The 19,599-nt window shown below is 41.8% G+C and carries 12 protein-coding genes; 7 read left to right on the forward strand and 5 right to left on the reverse strand.

Annotated features, from left to right (window positions below):
- Positions 1 to 17: 17 nt before the first annotated feature.
- The 3 genes from F1E73_RS06280 (at position 18) to F1E73_RS06290 (ending at position 3,312) form a co-directional block, all read left to right on the forward strand.
- Entirely contained in the window at positions 18 to 755 is a 738-nt protein-coding gene (locus tag F1E73_RS06280; RefSeq protein ID WP_086475887.1) for a slipin family protein, read from the forward strand.
- A 194-nt stretch (positions 756 to 949) separates the two neighbouring features.
- Positions 950 to 2,392, forward strand: coding sequence for a spondin domain-containing protein (locus F1E73_RS06285; protein ID WP_223883376.1), 1,443 nt, complete (start codon positions 950 to 952; stop codon positions 2,390 to 2,392).
- A 194-nt stretch (positions 2,393 to 2,586) separates the two neighbouring features.
- On the forward strand, positions 2,587 to 3,312 hold the full coding sequence (locus tag F1E73_RS06290) for an energy transducer TonB (RefSeq protein WP_086475889.1): 726 nt from the start codon (positions 2,587 to 2,589) through the stop codon (positions 3,310 to 3,312).
- A 28-nt stretch (positions 3,313 to 3,340) separates the two neighbouring features.
- On the opposite strand, the gene F1E73_RS06295 is transcribed toward F1E73_RS06290, so the two are convergent.
- The 3 genes from F1E73_RS06295 to F1E73_RS06300 form a co-directional block, all read right to left on the reverse strand.
- Positions 3,341 to 7,045 carry a BamA/TamA family outer membrane protein gene (locus F1E73_RS06295; RefSeq protein ID WP_150451441.1) on the reverse strand — a complete coding sequence of 1,235 codons (3,705 nt, stop codon included), beginning with the start codon at positions 7,043 to 7,045 and terminating at the stop codon, positions 3,341 to 3,343.
- 104 nt (positions 7,046 to 7,149) lie between these two features.
- Entirely contained in the window at positions 7,150 to 7,326 is a 177-nt protein-coding gene (locus F1E73_RS17580; RefSeq protein WP_191088990.1) for a hypothetical protein, read from the reverse strand.
- 79 nt (positions 7,327 to 7,405) lie between these two features.
- Entirely contained in the window at positions 7,406 to 8,029 is a 624-nt protein-coding gene (locus F1E73_RS06300) for a DUF2652 domain-containing protein (RefSeq protein WP_150451442.1), read from the reverse strand.
- 310 nt (positions 8,030 to 8,339) lie between these two features.
- Between F1E73_RS06300 and F1E73_RS06305 the strand changes: the two genes are divergently transcribed.
- Together F1E73_RS06305 and F1E73_RS06310 are read left to right on the forward strand one after the other, a co-directional pair.
- Positions 8,340 to 8,555 carry a hypothetical protein gene (locus tag F1E73_RS06305; RefSeq protein ID WP_086475892.1) on the forward strand — a complete coding sequence of 72 codons (216 nt, stop codon included), beginning with the start codon at positions 8,340 to 8,342 and terminating at the stop codon, positions 8,553 to 8,555.
- A gap of 188 nt (positions 8,556 to 8,743) precedes the next feature.
- Positions 8,744 to 11,098, forward strand: a complete 2,355-nt coding sequence (locus tag F1E73_RS06310; RefSeq protein WP_150451443.1) for a GAF domain-containing protein — start codon at positions 8,744 to 8,746, stop codon at positions 11,096 to 11,098.
- Here the strand turns inward: F1E73_RS06310 and F1E73_RS06315 are convergent.
- The gene (locus F1E73_RS06315) at positions 11,095 to 12,297 is read right to left on the reverse strand and encodes a Pycsar system effector family protein (RefSeq protein WP_086475894.1); all 1,203 of its coding nucleotides are present in this window, start codon (positions 12,295 to 12,297) and stop codon (positions 11,095 to 11,097) included. The two genes, F1E73_RS06310 and F1E73_RS06315, sit on opposite strands and share 4 nt — an antisense overlap.
- A gap of 132 nt (positions 12,298 to 12,429) precedes the next feature.
- On the opposite strand from F1E73_RS06315, the gene F1E73_RS06320 reads away from it, so the two are divergent.
- On the forward strand, positions 12,430 to 16,059 hold the full coding sequence (locus F1E73_RS06320; protein WP_223883377.1) for a metallophosphoesterase: 3,630 nt from the start codon (positions 12,430 to 12,432) through the stop codon (positions 16,057 to 16,059).
- A 179-nt stretch (positions 16,060 to 16,238) separates the two neighbouring features.
- Here the strand turns inward: F1E73_RS06320 and F1E73_RS06325 are convergent, their stop codons facing one another.
- Positions 16,239 to 17,585 carry a vanadium-dependent haloperoxidase gene (locus F1E73_RS06325; protein ID WP_150451445.1) on the reverse strand — a complete coding sequence of 449 codons (1,347 nt, stop codon included), beginning with the start codon at positions 17,583 to 17,585 and terminating at the stop codon, positions 16,239 to 16,241.
- Positions 17,586 to 17,913: 328 nt separating this feature from the next.
- On the opposite strand from F1E73_RS06325, the gene F1E73_RS06330 reads away from it, so the two are divergent.
- Positions 17,914 to 19,566 (forward strand): solute:sodium symporter family transporter, encoded by a 1,653-nt coding sequence (locus tag F1E73_RS06330; protein WP_086475897.1) that lies wholly within the window; start codon positions 17,914 to 17,916, stop codon positions 19,564 to 19,566.
- The last annotated feature ends 33 nt before the right edge of the window (positions 19,567 to 19,599 follow it).

Here is a 19,599-nt window from a genome sequence, read left to right on the forward strand (position 1 = left end):
CACATAAAGAATACGCCATGGCACCACCTTTTGTTTTTTTGGTATTGTTCGTATTATTTCTCCTGTCGGGAATACGAATTGTTTACGAATATAAACGGGCCCTAAAATTTAGGTTCGGTCGGTATATTAAAACCCTGCAACCGGGTTTTAGGTGGATTATCCCTATTGTAGAAACTATTCAGGTAGTGGACATTCGGGTGATTACCATTAATATTATTTCCCAGGAAGTAATGACGGAAGACAATGTACCCTGTAGCATAGATGGCGTGGTCTTCTTTAGGATTAACGACCCTGAAAAAGCGGTGTTGGAAGTAGAGGAATATCGCTTCGCCATTACGCAATTATCACAGGCTGCCTTAAGGGATGTTTGTGGAAAAGTGGAATTGGACACCATCTTATCCAAGCGCGAAGAGATGGGAAAAAATATTAAGGCCATTGTAGAATTGGAGACCAAGGAGTGGGGTATAGAAATAATAGATGTTAAGATCAAGGATATTCAATTGCCCGAAAACATGAAGCGAATGATGGCTAATCAGGCCGAGGCGGAGCGTTCTAGAAGGGCCAGAATCATTCTCGCCTTGGCCGAGGAGCAGGCAGCCGGAAAACTGCTGGAAGCGGGTAAACTCATAGACCAGTCCCCATCTGCTATTAAGCTGCGACTCTATCAAACTCTTTCCAATATTGCCGCCGAAAAAAACTCGACCATTCTATTTCCTTTCCCAGAAGAGGTGCTACCAAGGAAACCAAAACCTTGATCTGAAATTCTAAAAATACGCTATACCATCTTGTGACATACATGGAGATGGGTATTTATTGAACTGGAATTGAAGCGAACAAATGAAAACCTGATGCAAATTTTTGTAGAACCCAATTATGGGAACTTTTAAAACCCTCCCCGGTTTTTCTTCGTGCGCCTGGGCGTACGAATAATCTAAAAAAAGATGCTATCATGAAAAAGACTTCTTTAATGCCCCTTTTTGGGGCCGCTATTCTGTTTGGTGCATGCCTTAGCGATGACAACGGGGAATTTATTCCCGTATTTAATTCGGCAGATTTTACAGTTACCATAGAAAACGTAGTAATTCCTAAACCTATTTTTCAGTCAGCTGTATTCAATATACCTGAGGGTGCGACGGATCCGGCACCTATTTTTCCAGGGGATGCCTATGAATTTACTATAAATGCAGGTCCCGTAGTAGTGCCTAATGATGGTGGTACTCGCTTGTCATTTGTGAGTATGTTTGTGCAATCTAACGACTTGTTTTTTGCTCCGGCAGAAGAAGGCATCGCCCTTTATGATGCCATGGGTAATCCCATTGGAGCCAACGGCCCCGAAGATGTTACAGACCAAGTACTCTTATGGGATGCCGGTACGGAGGTGAATGAGGAAACCGGTGGTCCAAATCAGAAACCCCAACAGGATCCGGATGCAGAAGATCAGGGAGTAGATGAAAATGGGGTGGTGACCCTAGTAGAAAACAATATGGACGCATTTGGGAACGTCATTCCCGATAATAATGCGGTGATCAAAGTAAGCATTGAAAATACAGGGCCTGCCCAGTTTACTGTTCGGATCGAAAATGTTTCCACTGCCAGTACCATCCCTACTCCGGGACAAGGAGCGGGTACTACTGCTGCAGTACCTTTATCTCCAGGAGTTTATGTAGTCCATACTTTAGAATCACCATTTTTTGAAGAGGGAAGTGCATTGGCCAATGCCGGTCTTGTACAAAGTGCCGAAGGGGTAGAAAATATCGCCGAAGATGGTTTTACCGAAGCCTTAGCCGTGGATACCCAAGAAAGTACTGGCTTAATTATTCCCTTGTCCCCTGGGGTATGGGCTGTTCATAGCATGGGTGTTCATCCAATTTATAGTAGCGGGAATAACGATTTTGGCGAGGGACTGGAAGCTGTGGCAGAAGATGGTGACCCTAGCATGCTACTGGCCTCCCTCCAAGGTAAAACGGGAGTAGTATCTACGCAGGTATTCAATATTCCCACAGGGGCTACAGACCCAGGGCCAATAGGGCCTGGTGGGAGCTATGCGTTTTCTTTTACCGCGATAGAGGGAGATTACCTTTCCTTTGCAACGATGTTCGTACAGAGCAACGACTGGTTTTATGCCTTTTCCGAAAATGGGATTCCACTATTTGAAAATAGACAGCCGATTAGTGGAGACATAACTTCACAGGTTTTTCTTTATGATGCAGGTACGGAAATCGATGAATACCCCGGAGCCGGACTCTCCCAAGTAATTAGACAGTCTGCTTCCAATACGGGAAGTAATGACCCTGATGCTACGGTAAGGTTGGTGGACCCAACATCCCAACCCAATGTGCCAGAATCTGCAGGAGTTATTAAGGTTAGTATTACCGCTACTCCAAGACAATAAGCCATAAGTACGTTGCCCCATGGCACGAATGCTATGGGAATGGGGCAAGTTCTAAAGTTCTTTTCGGATAAATATATTGCTGAAAAGCCTTCGTAGAACAAGCTTTTTATTTTTTAAAAAATCTGTCCAAACTGATAATTATCATAGGTAAACCGATAATTATTGGGGAAATTAGAGTGACAATTTGTACCGTCATGAAACCTAAAAAGAACCCCAAGGTAGATTTGAACAAAAAAAGTGGTCTTTTTTTTGTTATCGGCCTTGTTTTGGTTCTTTTTGTGGTTTGGAGGGCCTTGGAATTGCGTACCTATCCTAAAGAAGGGGCAGAAGTAGAAATATTATCTGTGGTAGATAATTTGGATGAGATGGTACCTATAACGGATGCCCCAAAATTACCCCCGCCTCCTGCGCCCCCAGCGGCACCAGAGATTATTGAAATTGTAGAGGACATTGCTAAGATAGAGGAAACGGTTATCCAAAGCACCGAAACTAATCAGGAAACGGTGGTGGAAGCTGCTCCCCTAAAGGTAGAGGACGTTGTTGTAGTAGAAGAGGAGGAGGAAGATGTGGAAGTGCCCTTTGCGGTTATTGAAAATGTGCCGGTATTCCCTGGCTGTACAGGGAAAAACAATGACGCCTTAAAAGCGTGTTTTCAAAAGAAAATACAAGAACATATACAGAAACATTTCACTTATCCGGATGTGGCCGTAGAGTTGGGCATTGAGGGTAGGGTATATGTTCAATTTATAATAAATAATACCGGAGAAATTGTACAGATACAGACCAGGGGGCCAGATAAGTTATTGGAGAAAGAGGCCAACAGAATTATTGCCGCACTACCACATATGGAGCCTGGAAAGCAACGTGGGAGGGCCGTTAAAGTGTCGTATATCATCCCCATAACCTTTAGGTTGCAATAATTTAGAAGCACCCATGTTCTTTTGAGCTTTAAAACTCAAAGCCAAATCCTATTTGAACAATATTCCCCTCTACAGAATTAAAATATCCTGCGTTAAAGGTGAGGAAGTTGTAGCCGCTTACCCATGCCCCAAGCCCTTGGGAAGTATGCCATTTATTGCTGTTTTCTCCTTTTTCCCAAACTCGCCCATAATCAAACCCTCCATAAAGTCCCACTGTAATAGGGGCCACAGCTGTTGCAATCCTTTTTATGCGAACCCTTAGGTCTGTGGTATTGTAGAAATAGGAACGGCCGGCAAATCGGTCGTCCCTAAATCCGCGTAGGCCATTATTGCCCCCTAGGGCAGGTGCATGATAAAAGAAATAGCCGCCGCCACCTATATTGGTCTTATATTCTGCCGTGCTGCTTAAAACTAGATTACCAGAGGGGATCAGCTTGTGGCTAAAACCGAGCTTAAAGGCAAAATAGCCAAATTGATTGTTGTGGATACGGGTATTCATTTTATAGCCCAAGTTTAATCCAAAATACAAAGCCTTAGTAGGGAAATCTGCCGCATCGTCCATTTTATAATGAGCGGAAGTCTCTGCCCCCACATATTGTTGGGATTCAAAAACATCACTATCTACATTGGAAGGATTAAAATACCTATCCTCCAGATCCTTTAATTTAAAAGATTCAAAGAGTCCCTTTATTTTTAAGGTATGATACCCTATCCCTGCTTTTAATTGTAGTTGTTGCATTCTGGCGCGATAAAAATCACGTCCCAAATCGTCTTCCAAGTTTAAGGATCCGTTTCCAAGACCAAAAAAATTGTGGGAAAACCTATTGGAGGTATAGTACCCGTCCAATTCCAAATTCCATTTGGGTATAATGTTAGCGAATAGGCCTGCATAAGATAATTCCAGCGCTTTAAATTTGAAATAATAATTGGCGGCCAAACGATGTTTCTGACTGAAATTACTCCCGTTAAAACCGCTGTGCGTATAGATGTTAGAAGCACCTAAATAGAAACCGTCATCCGTTCTAAACCCAATGGAAGGGACCAACACATTACTGTTGCTGCCAAAATACCGCCAATGATAAGTGTTGATTTCGTAGAGATTGCTCAACGTTTTAGAGGGGGTTTTTTCCTCAAATTCCGATTCCTCATGCTTCCAGTCGTATACTTTTAAGGCATTAGCGTTCGTTATTTTGTATTGATCCTTCCCATAGCCTCCTATCAATCGGATAAATATGTTACTTTTACCCTCTCCGGAAACCTCAAAAATATCCCCGTCGCCTAAAGCATAGATCCAAATTTCCTTGGTGCTTCTGGGATCAAAGGTGCGTTCGTACATCAGCTCATTTTCTTCGTCTGTTAACAACCGCTTCATAACCACCTTGGTTTTTCCATCCGCACGTCTGGTTACTTCTATAAGGTCATCCTTCTCGGTGCCGTGTATCAACACCTTTTCGTCTAGGAATTCCCCGTATTCCTTGGCGTATTTATGAAGGTTCTGAAGTCGCTTCTTTAAACTACTTTTAATTTTTGCACTGGTAGTATCCCTTACTTCTTTAGGGAGTCGCATAAATGCTTGGTCTATTTCCACCTCGGAAAGTTTTTCCTGTATATATCTAGCCTGTTCTTCCCATACGGAGGCATTGTGTTGGTTAAGAAGGGCACGGTCTAACCTATTGCCCCCAATATTTAACCATTTTACATCTTGTATTTCAGGGCCATAGGATTGCCATCGCCTTGCTGCTGGGACAAAAAGCTTAATGGCCTTTATAGCATTTCCATCAAATTTGGGAAAGGCATTGTCCCTATCTCTAGGAATAGGAAGAAATTCGGTATTCCCATCGTCTTTCTCATATTCTGCCCAGCGCCATTGATCTTGATGTCGATCCCAATCCCCAACAAGCATATCAAAAATACGTGCCCTAATAAAATCTTTTTGGTCTGTGGTGTACGACTCATCACTGTTAATTTTCTCCAACATATCGGTGGTGCTCTCCATCTCCTTAACTTTCCCTGCCTCATCTATCGCCCTTCTGTATCCCTTAAAATTAACCTGTTCATCCGATGGGCGTTCTTCAATAAAGTAGAGTTCATCCCCAAATTCGTCGTTGAGCGCGCCTAGGCGTTCTTGCTTTGGGATGTAGAAGAGGGACGGACTTGAGTGGTTTACGTCAACTGCCCTTGCCATGGGATTAATAACCAATTGCATATACGGGTGGGCGGTAGTGAAAAAATCGGATATCACTTCCTCTGTCCATGTGTCCTTGTACTCCTCTTCGTTGAAAGCAATTCCTTTTATTTTGAATCGCAGAAATTTAAGGGCGTTCTTTCTTAAAGATCGCATAGAATATTCCTTGCCATCCTTATCTGCCAGTCTTATAGAGTAAGACTGATGTCCTCCCCCTTTTTTTACCACCTCCAATCCTCCATAGAGGGTATCTAAATATGCAACCGGTGCGGTGACGGATTTTCCAAAATAATCCCTGTAGCGTTCACCCCATAGAAATTTGTAGAATTTAGATTTGTTCAATTTTTCTTCGTCGTCCAAAATGGCGACTTGTTCTATAGTATTCTTGTTTCTAGCAATGTTCTCAACAGGGGGTGTTTTTTTAAGGGGAGGGAGAACCGCCATCCCGGTGGTAGCGTCCTCGCTTATAAATGTGGCCTTGGAAGACCCATCCATAAAATAATCTAGCTTCGCGAAGCCTGTGGTGCCCGCGGTAAATTTCCCCTCATATTTTAGGGAGCCCCCTATAGTAGTGATATAGTCCTTCCCTAAATTAGTGGGGGTGTTATTGGTTAAGGAACCTCCAATAACCTGGTGAATGTCCCCGCCTGTAAGGTATTGAAGACTTTCCTCATGGCCAGAGACAATGGTAATCCTATCCGATGCCTTGGCCAAGGCACTTACTAAAATCCTTAGATAATTATACCGCCTGCTATTTAAAAGGTCTGGAGAGAAGGCCCCAAGCTCCCAAATACCGTGCATGAGGGTTCCTATAAGAGGGAGGGGGGTAAGGTGATTTTTTAAACTTTCCCGTCCGGCATATTTCCCATTGCTAAAAATGGGATGATGCATGGCAATAACTATATTTTTGTCCTGGCCATCATTAATATAACCCTCCAATTCTTCCAAAAATCGCCTTCTAGTAGTAATGTCGGTGCATTTTTTATTGATGTCCTCCACCCTAGACCAGTTAGAAATAAACCACTTGGAGTCTACCAATATTAAATCTAATTGATCATTGATAACCACTTGTTCTATTGGGCATGCATTCTCAGGGTAAAAATGAATCCTTTCATTGTCTAAATCCTTTATATAGTCTTCCACCCTTTCTACCTTCCCGCTTTTAAAGCTCTTCCACTCGTTGTTTCCCGGAAGGAAAATGGTGTTTCCCTTAAAATTTTGGATCAATTTTAAGTGCGCATCCAACAGATCTTTATCTAACTCCCAGGCCCCCTCTTTTGGTGAAATCTGATCTCCGGTAAAAATGAGGGTGCTTTCTTCCGAGGCTTTGTTAAGTTCCTTTGCCAAAAGAGAATAGCTAGGGTAGGTAATACCCTGGTTTTTATTGCCATAACCGCCTGCAATATATATGCTATGGGCTACCTTCTTCCCTGAGTTGCTTACCTTATCTAGGGATGGCGTTTCACTAAACTGGGGAGCATAAGTAGCGCAGGCGTTAATTATACTTATGCATATGGTAAGAATACAGGTTTTAATAAGCCATTTCATAGACATTGGTGATGGATTTATGGGTTGCCAATCTTTAAGTTGCTTAGGTGAATTGGTACACTTCCTAAAATGATTAGTGAGGGGGTGCTGACATAATATGGTATTTAACTCTCTAAAATAAATCCGGAAACAATGATTCCTATTAGAAGTAATAGTAAGATTGCCGTAACAATACCAGTGGCCAGTATGGTCTTTTTGTTTTTCTGAAAGACGTATTGCATGGTTGGATCCTTTTCCTTTTTAATGAATTTGGTGTTTTCTTCTCCTTGTTTTATAGCCATGATTTTACATTTTTAGTACCCGAAAAGTACATAGCAAGGCCCAAAACACTTAATCCATTCGGTGCGAATGTTAACGCTATTATTGGGGGTGTATAAAGCTGGACTTTTGGATCCTTGTAAGATCTATATAGCGAAATTCTATTTCTCCAAGATGCTCTTCCTTAATTAGCCCTTTTTCAAAATGAGCCCAATCCAATTGAATGTTTACTTCTTCCTCGCTAAATTGGGATAGTAAATCATTGGAAATTAATATGTATTCTTCCTCCGGGATGTTGTTTTTAAGTAGGCGATGGGCGGTAATCACATCTTCACCAATCAATTTTATCCGTTTTCCAACAGCTACCAATCCAACCTCTTCACCGTAATGTAATATTATTTTTAATCCGAGCACCTCGGGAATAATCTTTGCAGCCTCCGTTCCCTGGTGTCGTTTTTTTAAAGCGTATAGTTGCTTGTAGAATTCCGTATAAAAAAACTTACATTGGTTAAGTAGGTCTTTTAAGGAAGGAAGGTCCCCAGTTTTATAAAATAAAACGGCATCTCCCTCTATTTCGGAAATTTTTAATCCAATTTCGTTAGAATAAACAATCTTATTGAGAAGAGAGGGAATCACTTTTGAGCTTAATTCAAAATCGGTTTTACTCATAAATTGTGTAAAACCACTTATGTCCGGGATGCATAATAAGGTAGGTAAGGCTTTCATCGATATAGTTTGTAGTGTTAAATCTATACGGGGCTAAGGCTTAAGTTTTTAGGAGGACATTAGATTAGGAGCCGTAATTGGCCGACTCATAACAAACCCTGCTAAATTTCTAATGGGCCACCGTTCCCTTAGAAAGACCATGTAAAATAGGTTGTTTTTTTATTAGTCATGCGCATTCGTAGCATCTGTGATAAAGAAAAGTGTTATAGCATTAAAATTTTAACTGTTTAGGGGTCGTAGTTCCTGTAAGGCCTTGTTATCTTTAACTATATGGGCATTAAATTGATGTCGTAATAATAAATTATACATTATGGGAAAGAGCATTTATTCTTTACTGGTAACCCTATTTATTCTTTGTGCCATCTGGAGCTGTAGGGAGACTAAAACAACAGAGAAAGAAGTTAAGGGAGACGTGGAACGTGCGGTAGATGAAGCAGCAGAGGGTATAGAAAGAGCCGGCGAGGAAGTTAAGGGGGCCTATAAGGATGTGAAGGAGGAGGTAGATGGGAGTACCGATGATAATTGACGAATTATAAAGGCTATTTAATTTCCTAGGTATTTAGGTGAGATTTGGTCCTCAGGAAAATAGTGTTGTACATTTGTAGCGTTGGGCTCTTTAGGTGGATAAAATGAATACCTGGGTTTTGAGAAAGGGACCTTAATTTGTAATTTTTTGTGGCCATAAAGGACTAATAGTATATTAATAAAGGATTCATGGAAAAAAGTTTGCCTTTACAGCATCTGATCAGCTTTAATAAGCTGTTACAGCGTTATGAAGAAATGGCAAAAAGTGAAGATCACTATTTAGCTGAAAGGGCGAGGTATATTCTAGACTTACAGGCTCCCTATCCGGAGTTAAGGGAGGGATTTACAGATATTTCCCTTCTAGAAAAACATAGCGAGTTAATAGGCTTGTTATTGCAGGATACCTTTTCTCCACTTCTTGGCGATAACGAGATAAAAGCGGCATCCCTTCCCTATAGTGAGGTGATTTTTAATGCCAGCAATCGCTTTAAAAGAATTCTAGAAGCTGCAGGCCCTGAGTACCACCCTAACTTGGAGAATTTGGAGGATGGGATAAGCTACATCATGTCCTGTGTGGTTATCCTTAATTTTTACTATGGATTCCATATCGATTTTAAACGGCCCTTTTTTTATAACATTCCAGATGCCAATGGGGTAATGCGGCATTATCGCATCTTATATAATGCAGAATTTATAGAGATTATTCCCAATGGCACCCCCATAAAAATTACCCAAGAGGATGTGGATCAATTGCTGGTCAGTATAGAGGATCTAGAACAATGGAAGAAAAAGATTCCTCCCCACAGTTTTATAAGCAAGGGCTTTGTAATTTCCAATATGTTTGATGTGACTGCAGAATATGCCATATCGGAAATTAAATCAAACTTAATAGTCAAGGATTATAAGAATAATTTTTTGGAGGAGGTAGAGCCTATCTTTAAATCTCTCTTTAGTCTTCCTGGCTTGCAGTTGGGGTATGTAAAGTACAACCCAAAATTAGCGCAATTTGAGAATGCCTATTTTGATGGAATCAAAAGCTTTATTTTACAGAAAAAAGACCACGAGAACTGTGGTACCTCCTTGTGTATGCAATCCTATAAAAAATTACTTCGGGAGAGTAAGCTGTTTGTGATTTCAAATGTGGAGCGGGCCTATAAGCGCAGTGGAGGAATTGCCCCGTATAAAGCTTTACACGATCAAAATATTAAAAGTGCCCTATTGGCACCCATAGCAAAAAAAGGGCGACTCTTGGGGGTGTTAGAACTGGTGTCCGATAAGGTAAACGACCTAAACAGTGTAAATGGACAGAAATTGGAGGATATTATGCCTTATATCGTGTCTGCTGCACTGCGTGCCATAGAAGAGGAGGAGAATTTGATCTCTGCAGTAATCCAGAACGAATGTACCTCGGTGCATCCATCCGTCTCCTGGAAGTTTCGGGAGGAGGCACAACGATTTGTAAGGGAGAAATTCCTGGGCAATAATCCTGTTTTTAAGGAGATCGTTTTTAAGGATGTACACCCTTTATATGGGCAGATAGACATCAAAAACTCTTCCCAGCTAAGGAACGATGCCATCCAGCGAGATTTAATGATTCAGCTATCGGAAGTGAAAAGCGTTCTTTCCTCGGCCTTAGAAGAAAAGAAACTCCCTATCATTGAAGAATTGCTGTTTAGGGTAATCAACCACTTGGATGATATTAAAGAATCGTTGCACACAAATAGTGAACAGGACATCTTAGATTTTATCACCCATGAAATTCACCCGGTTTTTGAATTTTTATCCAAAAAAGAGGGCTTGTTAAAAGAAAAGATTCTGCGTTATCAATCCCAGATCGATATGGGGATAGGATCCTATTACGATCATCGTCGCAATTATGATGAGAGTGTAACCCTTATAAATGAGAAACTGGCGGCTGTGTTAGATAAGGGGCAGAAAGAGGCTCAATTGATGTATCCTCATTATTTTGAACGCTATAAAACCGATGGCATTGAGCATAATATCTATATAGGGGAAGCCATTTCCGCCGAAGGGAATTATAATCAACTTTATTTGAATAACCTAAGGCTATGGCAGTTGCAAATGATGTGTGAACTGGAAAATGCCCATTATAGGTTAAAACCGGAGTTGGCCGTAAAATTGGATGTTGCCTCCCTTATTTTGGTCCATAGCAGTTCCATGTCCATTCGGTTTAGGATGGATGAAAAGCGTTTTGATGTGGATGGCACCTATAATGCACGCTATGAGATTGTTAAGAAAAGAATTGATAAATCTAATGTGAAGGGTACGGAGGAACGATTGACGCAAGCTGGTAAATTGGTCGTTGTATATTCGCAAAAACAGGAAGAGATAGAGTACCTGCGCTATATAGACTTCCTTACCTCTAAGGGGTACTTTAACAGTGAAGTGGAAATTGTGGAGCTAGAAGGAATGCAAGGAGTTCCAGGTCTTAAGGCAATTCGTGTCGGTATTCTATACCAACCGGAAAAGAAAAGCAATAAGACCTATACCTACCAAGAGCTCCTACAGGAATTAAAGACCTAGGTAGGAAGCTCGATAATTTTTTCGGGTCCAAAAAATTTCAATGCCACGAAAAAAGCAATCACAGAAAGAATCATACCAATCATAAAGATGGTATAGGTCCACCTAAGTAGTTTGTATTTTCGATCCAAAACTACCCCCAAAAAGTATAGATCCTTGGTAAGGGAGTTGTATACATACTCCTGGTCTTTTATCAGTTCTTTCATGGCCCATTCGTAATCTGGGAGTTTCATTTTATGGAAGTTTCCAAAAAATAGCAGATTAACCCTTTTTTGCTCCACATCCTCTTTGGTAAACTCCCCACTGGTTACATTGGGTCTTGTAGCCATAATGGACATTACCATGGAAATGATGCTGAACAGCACAAAAATTGCCGACGGATAAATGAGGTAGTCATTGCTGGGATTGTCCAGTTTGGGCATTAGGTTGGTCAGCAAAAGGGAAATGATAATTGCGTTTACAGAGAGTAGAATATTGGCTTTGGTATCTGCAATATCACTTAATTTTAAATGGTTGCGCATGGTTACCCGATACATGGTCTGTATACCGCGTTCCGGACTTTTATTTTTTAAATTAACCTTCAGCTTTTCTTTTTTGGTCCTATTTTTTTGCTTAGTCCTTTTCTTAATCAGGGACTTAAGGTTATCGTCCTTGCCCTTCTGCCAATTTTTCTTCGCATAGCCGGTATAATAGCGGTGTTCTGTGGTGAACAACTTGATGTTTTCCTCGGCCCAATCCTCGGGGGAAAAGTGGGCGATTCCCAGATTGGAAAGTTCTTCGCGTAGCAATTCGGAGGTCTGGGTATAACTGCCACTGCCCAAATGGGAAGAATCTGCGTCGCGGATAATTTCTTCCGATAAGGTGCTTGGTTCATGATTGCGTTTGGTAGCTTTTATTAAAGAAACTACCTTCTTTATACCCGATGCAGGATATTTTTTTTCCTCTAAAAATTTAGTGGCAATGGCAGAACTTTTTTCCTCGTGATCCTCATGGCCTTGGGTATAACCAGTGTCGTGCAACCACGCGGCCAAAGTAATCGCTTCATTTTCTTTTTCATCCAAGTCAAAAGCTTCTAGCAATTCTTTAGTATTTTTAACAACTCTTTGGGTATGGCGAAGATTATGGTACAGATAGTCCTCACTTAAGCGGGTTGTCAATAAATTTGTAACAAAATCTTCTGTATCTTTAATTAGGTCTGGCATATCTTGACTATATAGCACCCAAATTACAAAATTATGTTATCTGTTTTTATCCGTTTGAACAAAGTTTTTGCACTAATCACTATTCTATTGCTTTTTTGGAGCTGTGCTACCTATGAATCAAAGTACAGATCAATGGAGGCGACCAAGGATGTACCCAATTCCAAAGAAATTTCCCATACCTTTTATTTGATAGGCGATGCGGGGCTGTCGCCTATCAACGGAATGAATCCCGTCCTTAAGGCATTTAAAAAACAAATGGACAATGCTCCCAAAAATAGCACGGCCATTTTTTTGGGAGACAATATTTATCCGGCAGGATTGCCAGATCCCAAAGATTCCACAGTCGCTTATAGACGGGCAAAAAGCCATCTGGATGCGCAGTTGAATGCGGTGCGGAATTACAAGGGACGGGTTATCTTTATTCCTGGTAACCACGATTGGTATACCGAAGGCCTAGTAGGACTAAAAAGGCAGGAGAAGTATATAGAAAAAAGCCTTGATAGAAAGGATTCCTTTATTCCTGAAGACGGATGCCCCATTGAAAAAGTCGAAATCAATGACGACGTTATGGTGGTTGCCATGGATACCTATTGGTATTTAACCAACTGGGATAAACGTCCGTCCATAAATGAAGACTGTGAAATTAAGAGTAGGGAACATTTTTTTGAGGAGCTGGAAAGCTTGATAAAAAAGAATGCGGGGAAAACTATTATTTTAGCCATGCATCATCCCGTTTTTAGTTATGGTCCGCACGGAGGTCAATTTACCTTGTACCATCAGTTTTATCCTAAGAAAAAGGCGGGTCCCTTACCCGTGTTGGGTACCTTAATTAATCTGTTTAGGAAAACTGCTGGGGTCTCCTCCGAGGATATGCAGAATAAAAGGTATAGAGAATTAATAAGAAGGGTTACCACACTTTCCCAATATGCAGAAAAGGTGATTGTTGCCTCTGGTCACGAACATTCCCTGCAATATATCATAGAAAAGAATACGCCACAGATCGTAAGTGGTTCCGGAGCAAAGTCGGGGGCGACTAATTTGTTGAACGGGAGTGAGTTCTCTTCTGGTAGAAGAGGGTATGCGCGCTTGGAAATCTACACGGACGGTTCTTCTAGCGTTAGATTTTTTGGGGTGGATGACAACGCTAAAGAAGAGTTTCTTTTTGCCGCTAACGTGTATCACAGGGATACCACGATGAACCAGAACATCTATCCAGATCAGTTTCCAGAGAAAGTGGAAGCCTCCGTATATACAGAAGAGGAAATAAAGAAAAGTGGCTTGTTTACCGCCATTTGGGGTGATCGATATCGCAAATATTACGGAACAAAAGTTTCTGTGCCTACGGTAGCGCTAGATACCTTGTTTGGTGGATTACGGCCCGTGCGTAAAGGAGGAGGACATCAGTCCAAGTCCCTTAGATTGGAAGATGCCCATGGGAAACAATATGTAATGCGGGCAGTGCGTAAAGAAGCAGAAAGGTACCTCCAGGCCATGGCCTTTAAAGATCAATATATCATTGGGGAGTTTAAGGATACCTATACGGAGGGCCTCTTGCTAGATTTTTATACCGGAGCCCATCCCTATGCGCCTTTGACTATTGGGACCCTTGCCGATGCTGCTGGTATTTATCATACCAATCCCCACTTATTCTATATTCCCAAACAGCCAGCCCTAAAGGATTTTAATTCAGAATTCGGGGACGAACTCTACCTTTTGGAAGAGCACGTATCCAAGGGCCACAAAGATTTGGAAAGTTTTGGAAAACCAGACCACATAGAAAGCACCTACGACTTTCTGAATAAATTGCGATCGGATGAAAAGTATAAGGTAGATACGGATATGTATATTCGCGCAAGGTTATTTGATATGGTCATTGGAGATTGGGACCGTCACCAAGATCAATGGCGTTGGGGAGAATTTAGGGACGAAGAATCTGGGGAAGTACTCTTTAAACCGATTCCCAGAGACAGGGATCAGGTGTATTCCATCATGGGCGATGGTATTCTGATGAATATCGCCACTAGGATAGTGCCTCCATTAAAATTAATGGAAGGCTTTAATGAGAATATAAGAAGTGTAAAGGGATTTAATTCCAGCCCCTTTTCATTGGATATGACAGTACTTAATAGTTCTGTGCGAGAACAATGGGAGAAACAGGTTGCTTATTTAAGGCAAAATATTACGGAGGAGGTCATAGACCGCTCCCTGATGCACTTCCCTGAAGAAGTACGGGACAACACCCTGCAACGGATTAAAAAAGTGTTGTTGTCTAGATTGGAACAATTGCCAAAAGTTGCGGACGATTATTATAGAGCGCTCAATAAATATGTTGTAATCGCCGGAACGGATAAGGACGATTGGTTTCAGATAGAGGTGTTGGCAGATGGAAATACGCACATTAAAGCCTATAGAAATATTAAGGGTGAAAAGAAGAAGCTTTTTTATGACAAGGTTTTTGACAAGCGAATTACCAAGGAAATTTGGATCTATGGCTTGGGAGATACCGATATTTTTGAGGTGGATGGCCATAAGGACAATGCCATACAAATAAGATTGGTTGGGGGCAACGGAGAGGATACCTATAAAATTGGCGATATCCGAAAGGTATCCGTCTATGACTATAAAAGTAAAACCGACAAGTTTGAGGTAGACAATGCGGTAAAGATAAGATTGACGGATGATTATGAGCTAAATACCTACGATCCTTTAAAGCTGGTTAATACCCAAAACCTACTAGTGCCCACCGTAGGCTATAATCCCGATGACGGCATAAAAATAGGATTGAGCAATACCTTTACTCATTACGGATTTAGGCAAAACCCTTTTACCGCACAGCACACAATCACTGCCGCTGTTTATTTTGCAACCAGTGGACTAGACGTCAGTTATTCAGGGGAATTTGCCCAGATTTTTGAAAAATGGAATTTCGGGGTGGATGCCAGGCTTACGAGCCCCAATTTTAGCACCAACTTTTTTGGACTGGGGAATACTACGTCAAATTTTGACGACGAGTTGGGCATGGATTACAACAGGGTGCGGTTGCAGAACCTACTTTTCTCTCCCTCCCTAATCTGGCGAGGGAAATTGGGAGCAAGTTTTAAAGTCGGACTTTCCTATGAGCAAATAACTGTAGAGGAGACCAACGGCCGATTTGTAAATGAATTTTATGTGGAGAACAACGAGGAAAACAGCAATGAGTTTATGGGGGTCAGTGCCAAATACCACTATAGCAATTCGGACAACACAGCCTTCCCAACACTAGGGATGGCCTCCTCCTTGGAAATAGGGGCGAAATCCAATTTACAGGAAACGGATAGGAGTTTCGGGTATGTTATTCCCAGCCTGTCCCTGATACATAAATTGGTGCCTAATGGCAGGGTGGTTTTGGCTACCCAATGGAAGGCACATTTTAATATAGGGAATGGCTTTGAGTTTTATCAAGGTGCCAGTATTGGTGCCAACGATGGCCCTAGGGGGTATAGAAACCAACGATTTATTGGGAAAACGGCCTATTTTCAGAATACGGACCTTAGACTGCAACTAAGGAAAATGAGAACGGGACTAATGCCCATAGCTTTGGGAATGTACGGTGGTTATGACTATGGTCGTGTATGGCTATCCGGTGAAAACTCTAATAAGTGGCACCACTCCTACGGTGGCGGAATATTTCTGAATGGGGCCGATGTGCTCTCGGCCAGACTTGCCCTATTTACCTCGGAGGAAGGCGCCCGACTCTCTTTTGGAATCGGGTTTGGATTCTAAGACATTCTTAAGGGTGGTGGTTTATGCCGGTGAAGGTGTACAGAAGTAACTAATGCAACCGAAGTTTTTATTCCATATCGGCCAGCTTCCCCCATCAAGGGGAAGTGGCTCTTTCCCTACCTTGGTAGCTATAAGCTGTTAATTATTATTTATAACACCGGCCAATGGTTGGTTTTGGATTAATTATCGGTCAGAGCACTGCTGTTCTTCATAGACAGCTTGTTTACCACATATTCACCCAAGTCTGTCCCCTGATCATATCCAAGCTCTACAGCGCTTCTATAGTGGATGCCTCCATACAGTCTGCTTGCAGCTGCTTCCTCCGCTGCATGGATAAAAGATTTAAAGCTTCTAATGGGGAGACCAAAGGGTACCTCCGTGTCATCATCAAATGCGAAGTTGTCACCAAAAATTGCGGTCAGGGCGGTTGCTGCAGCACCTGAAACTACCGAGTGACCACTGGTATATTCCGGAAAAGGAGGGGTCTGGAGTACCGGAATCCAGTTTTCATCTATGTATTGGTTTATCAGGGTCTCGGGACGGATAAGGTTACTGCGGTACTTCTCATCCCAACAACTGATGAAGGCATCGGCGATGGCCATCGATGTTTTGGTATAGGCGTAAATGGTTTGGGCAAAATCTGCCTCTGTCATTTTACAGGCAATCTTAGTGATACCGATCCAGTGCGCTCCAGGGGATATTTTTTTGGTAGCAAACATAAGATGGCCTCTGGTTACCGATACATAGGGATTACAGTCCCAGAATTGGGCAATGGCTATTTCTTCGGAATCGTCTCCTTTCTGGGTGATTTCATTACTTATTTCATAGACTTCCATTACTTCCTTGTAAAAGTCGGAGTCCTTCTCCATAGAGAATTCCGGGGCTGCGACGGGCGTAAATTGGTTGGCAGAGTCTAGTGTAAAGGGTCTTATCTTTCCCCAATGAGGCTCAATCCCGTCCATATAGGCCGGTGGGGTGGGTTGCCACCTAGAGGGATCGTCCGTATCTACCGTGTACTTTTGCATGGTGCGCGTCTGGTTGTAATTATCCTTATTCATCCACGCTGCAATATGCTCTGCAACTTGAAGCCCGTAGGTTTTGGATGCCTTAAATAGTCTAGGGTTTTTTGTTTCCCATTGTTGGTATAGGCTATCCCTATAGGCAAGAAGGTCTTTTTCCGAAAAAATTAATCTTCTACTCAGCTCCATATGGGCAACTAAGGAGGACACTTCATAGTTTATAGGGGTATCTGCTTCTGGCTGGGGAATGGCGGTAAGGTCTGTTACCTGGCCTGCCAAAGAATTATATTCCACATGGTCTAGGGCCATAATCTCATAGGCGGCAATATTGGGGTAGGCAAATATCCTGCTAGCTACCGGAGGAGAGAATATGTCATGAACCATTATATCCGTCACCGTTTGGATAGATTGGTGCAAGTCTTCGGCACTAACTAGTATTGGTTCGTTATTATCCTTACAGGATAGAAGCCAACAAGCTATAATAAGTAATAAAAAACGCTTTGTCATAGATGGTTAATTTTGCCCGTGCCTCAATAGGGGGCATTTATAGTTGGGTTGTTATTTTGACTTTCAAAAATACATTAATTTTATAAACCACGATAGATGTGGATCTTAGAATATATTTAGGTTGGTCAGATTCATAATTAGAGCTCCAGGACCTAATAGTATTGATAACCATCAGGGAGAGCTTTGATGAGGGGGAAGATATGTATAAAGGATTTTCATAAAAACGGCTTATTTTAAGTGACAGATGGGATAAATACCAAGAAGTCACAGGCTATTTCTAAATAATCCAATATATTTATCCATTCAATTCACAAAACACTTACTAACGATGATCGGAATCATATCTTTTGTTGGCTTTACGCTTCTAGTGGCCATAATAGCATATTTGGCAACCCGAAAAACCGATGAGACTTCATCGGACGGATATTTCTTAGGAGGTAGAAGTTTAACAGCTGGCGTGATTGCGGGTTCTTTGTTGTTAACCAACCTTTCCACAGAACAAATAGTGGGGCTAAACGGGAGTGCCTACAAGGATGGGCTGTCTGTAATGGCTTGGGAAACCTTAGCAGCGATTGCCATGGTGGTGACCGCTATTTTTTTATTGCCAAGATATTTAAAGGGCGGGCTTACTACTATTCCACAGTTTTTAGCGAAACGCTTCGACGTAACTACAAAGACCATAACATCTGGCTTATTTCTTACCGGGTACGTAGTGGTGCTACTTCCAGTGATCCTTTACTCTGGCTCGGTTGCTATTAGCGGTATGTTTAACGTGCCCGAATTGTTGGGGGTGTCAGATAAAACCGCCTTGGTGATGTGTATTTGGGGCATTGGGATTATTGGCTCTATCTATGCCGTATTTGGAGGATTAAAGGCCGTTGCGGTTTCGGATAGTATCAATGCCATCGGTCTGATTGTTGGTGGGTTGTTGATTCCTGTTTTTGGGTTGATGGCTATTGGGGACGGAAATGTATTAGCGGGTCTGGATAATTTAATGACTACCAATGCGGATAGATTCGATTCTACCGGAGAACCTGGACAGGAAGTGCCTTTCTCCACTATTTTCACCGGGATGATGTTGGTGCAGTTATTTTACTGGGGTACCAACCAGCAGATTATACAACGCGCCTTGGCAGCGAAAAATTTAGCAGAAGGACAAAAAGGCTTGTTGTTGGCCTCGTTTCTTAAGATTTTGGGGCCGTTAATCCTAGTATTGCCGGGAATGATAGCCTATCACTATTTTGAAGGAGGTTTGGAGACCAGTGACCTTGCTTATCCCGAATTGGTAAGGGCAGTACTTCCAAAACCACTGGTAGGGTTCTTTGCTGCCGTTCTTTTTGGGGCCATCCTAAGTTCTTTTAACAGTGTGCTTAATAGTTCGGTTACCTTATTTGGGATCGATATCTACAAACAACATATTAGACCCGATGCCGAGGAAAAGACCGTAGTTAAATACGGAAAGGTCTTTGGCGTGTGTTTGGCTTTGGCAGCTATGTTTATTGCGCCTATGATTGCCAATGCAGGAAGTCTGTTTAACTACCTACAGGAAATTAACGGTATATACAGTATTCCTATTTTAACAGTGATCGTGGTGGGGTATTTAACCAAAAGAGTGCCTTCTATCGCGGCCAAAATCGGAATATTTTCAGGGTCAATTTTATATATCATTAGCCAGTTCTTTCTTAAAGATCACTTTGTGGAAAAAGCTATATCCGCAGCAAAAGAATCGGGTATTACAGATGCAAGTGCCTTAAGATTAATAGAGGCAGAGGCCTATCCGCATTATTTGCATATCATGGCCATTTTATTTGTAACCAATGCCGTAATTATGCTCCTCATTGGTAAATTCTACCCAAGAAAAGAGCCATTTAAACTAGAATATACCCAGCAGGTATCCATAGAACCCTATCGCTATTTATACCCTGTAGGTATCCTTATTTGCGTTATAGTTATCGGAATCTATATTTATTTCGCCAAATAAAGCTTAAGTTTTCCAGGGGAAACTTTTACCGCT

The organism is Arenibacter lacus, assembly GCF_008711145.1.
In the GTDB taxonomy this organism is placed as follows: Bacteria; Bacteroidota; Bacteroidia; order Flavobacteriales; family Flavobacteriaceae; genus Arenibacter; species Arenibacter amylolyticus.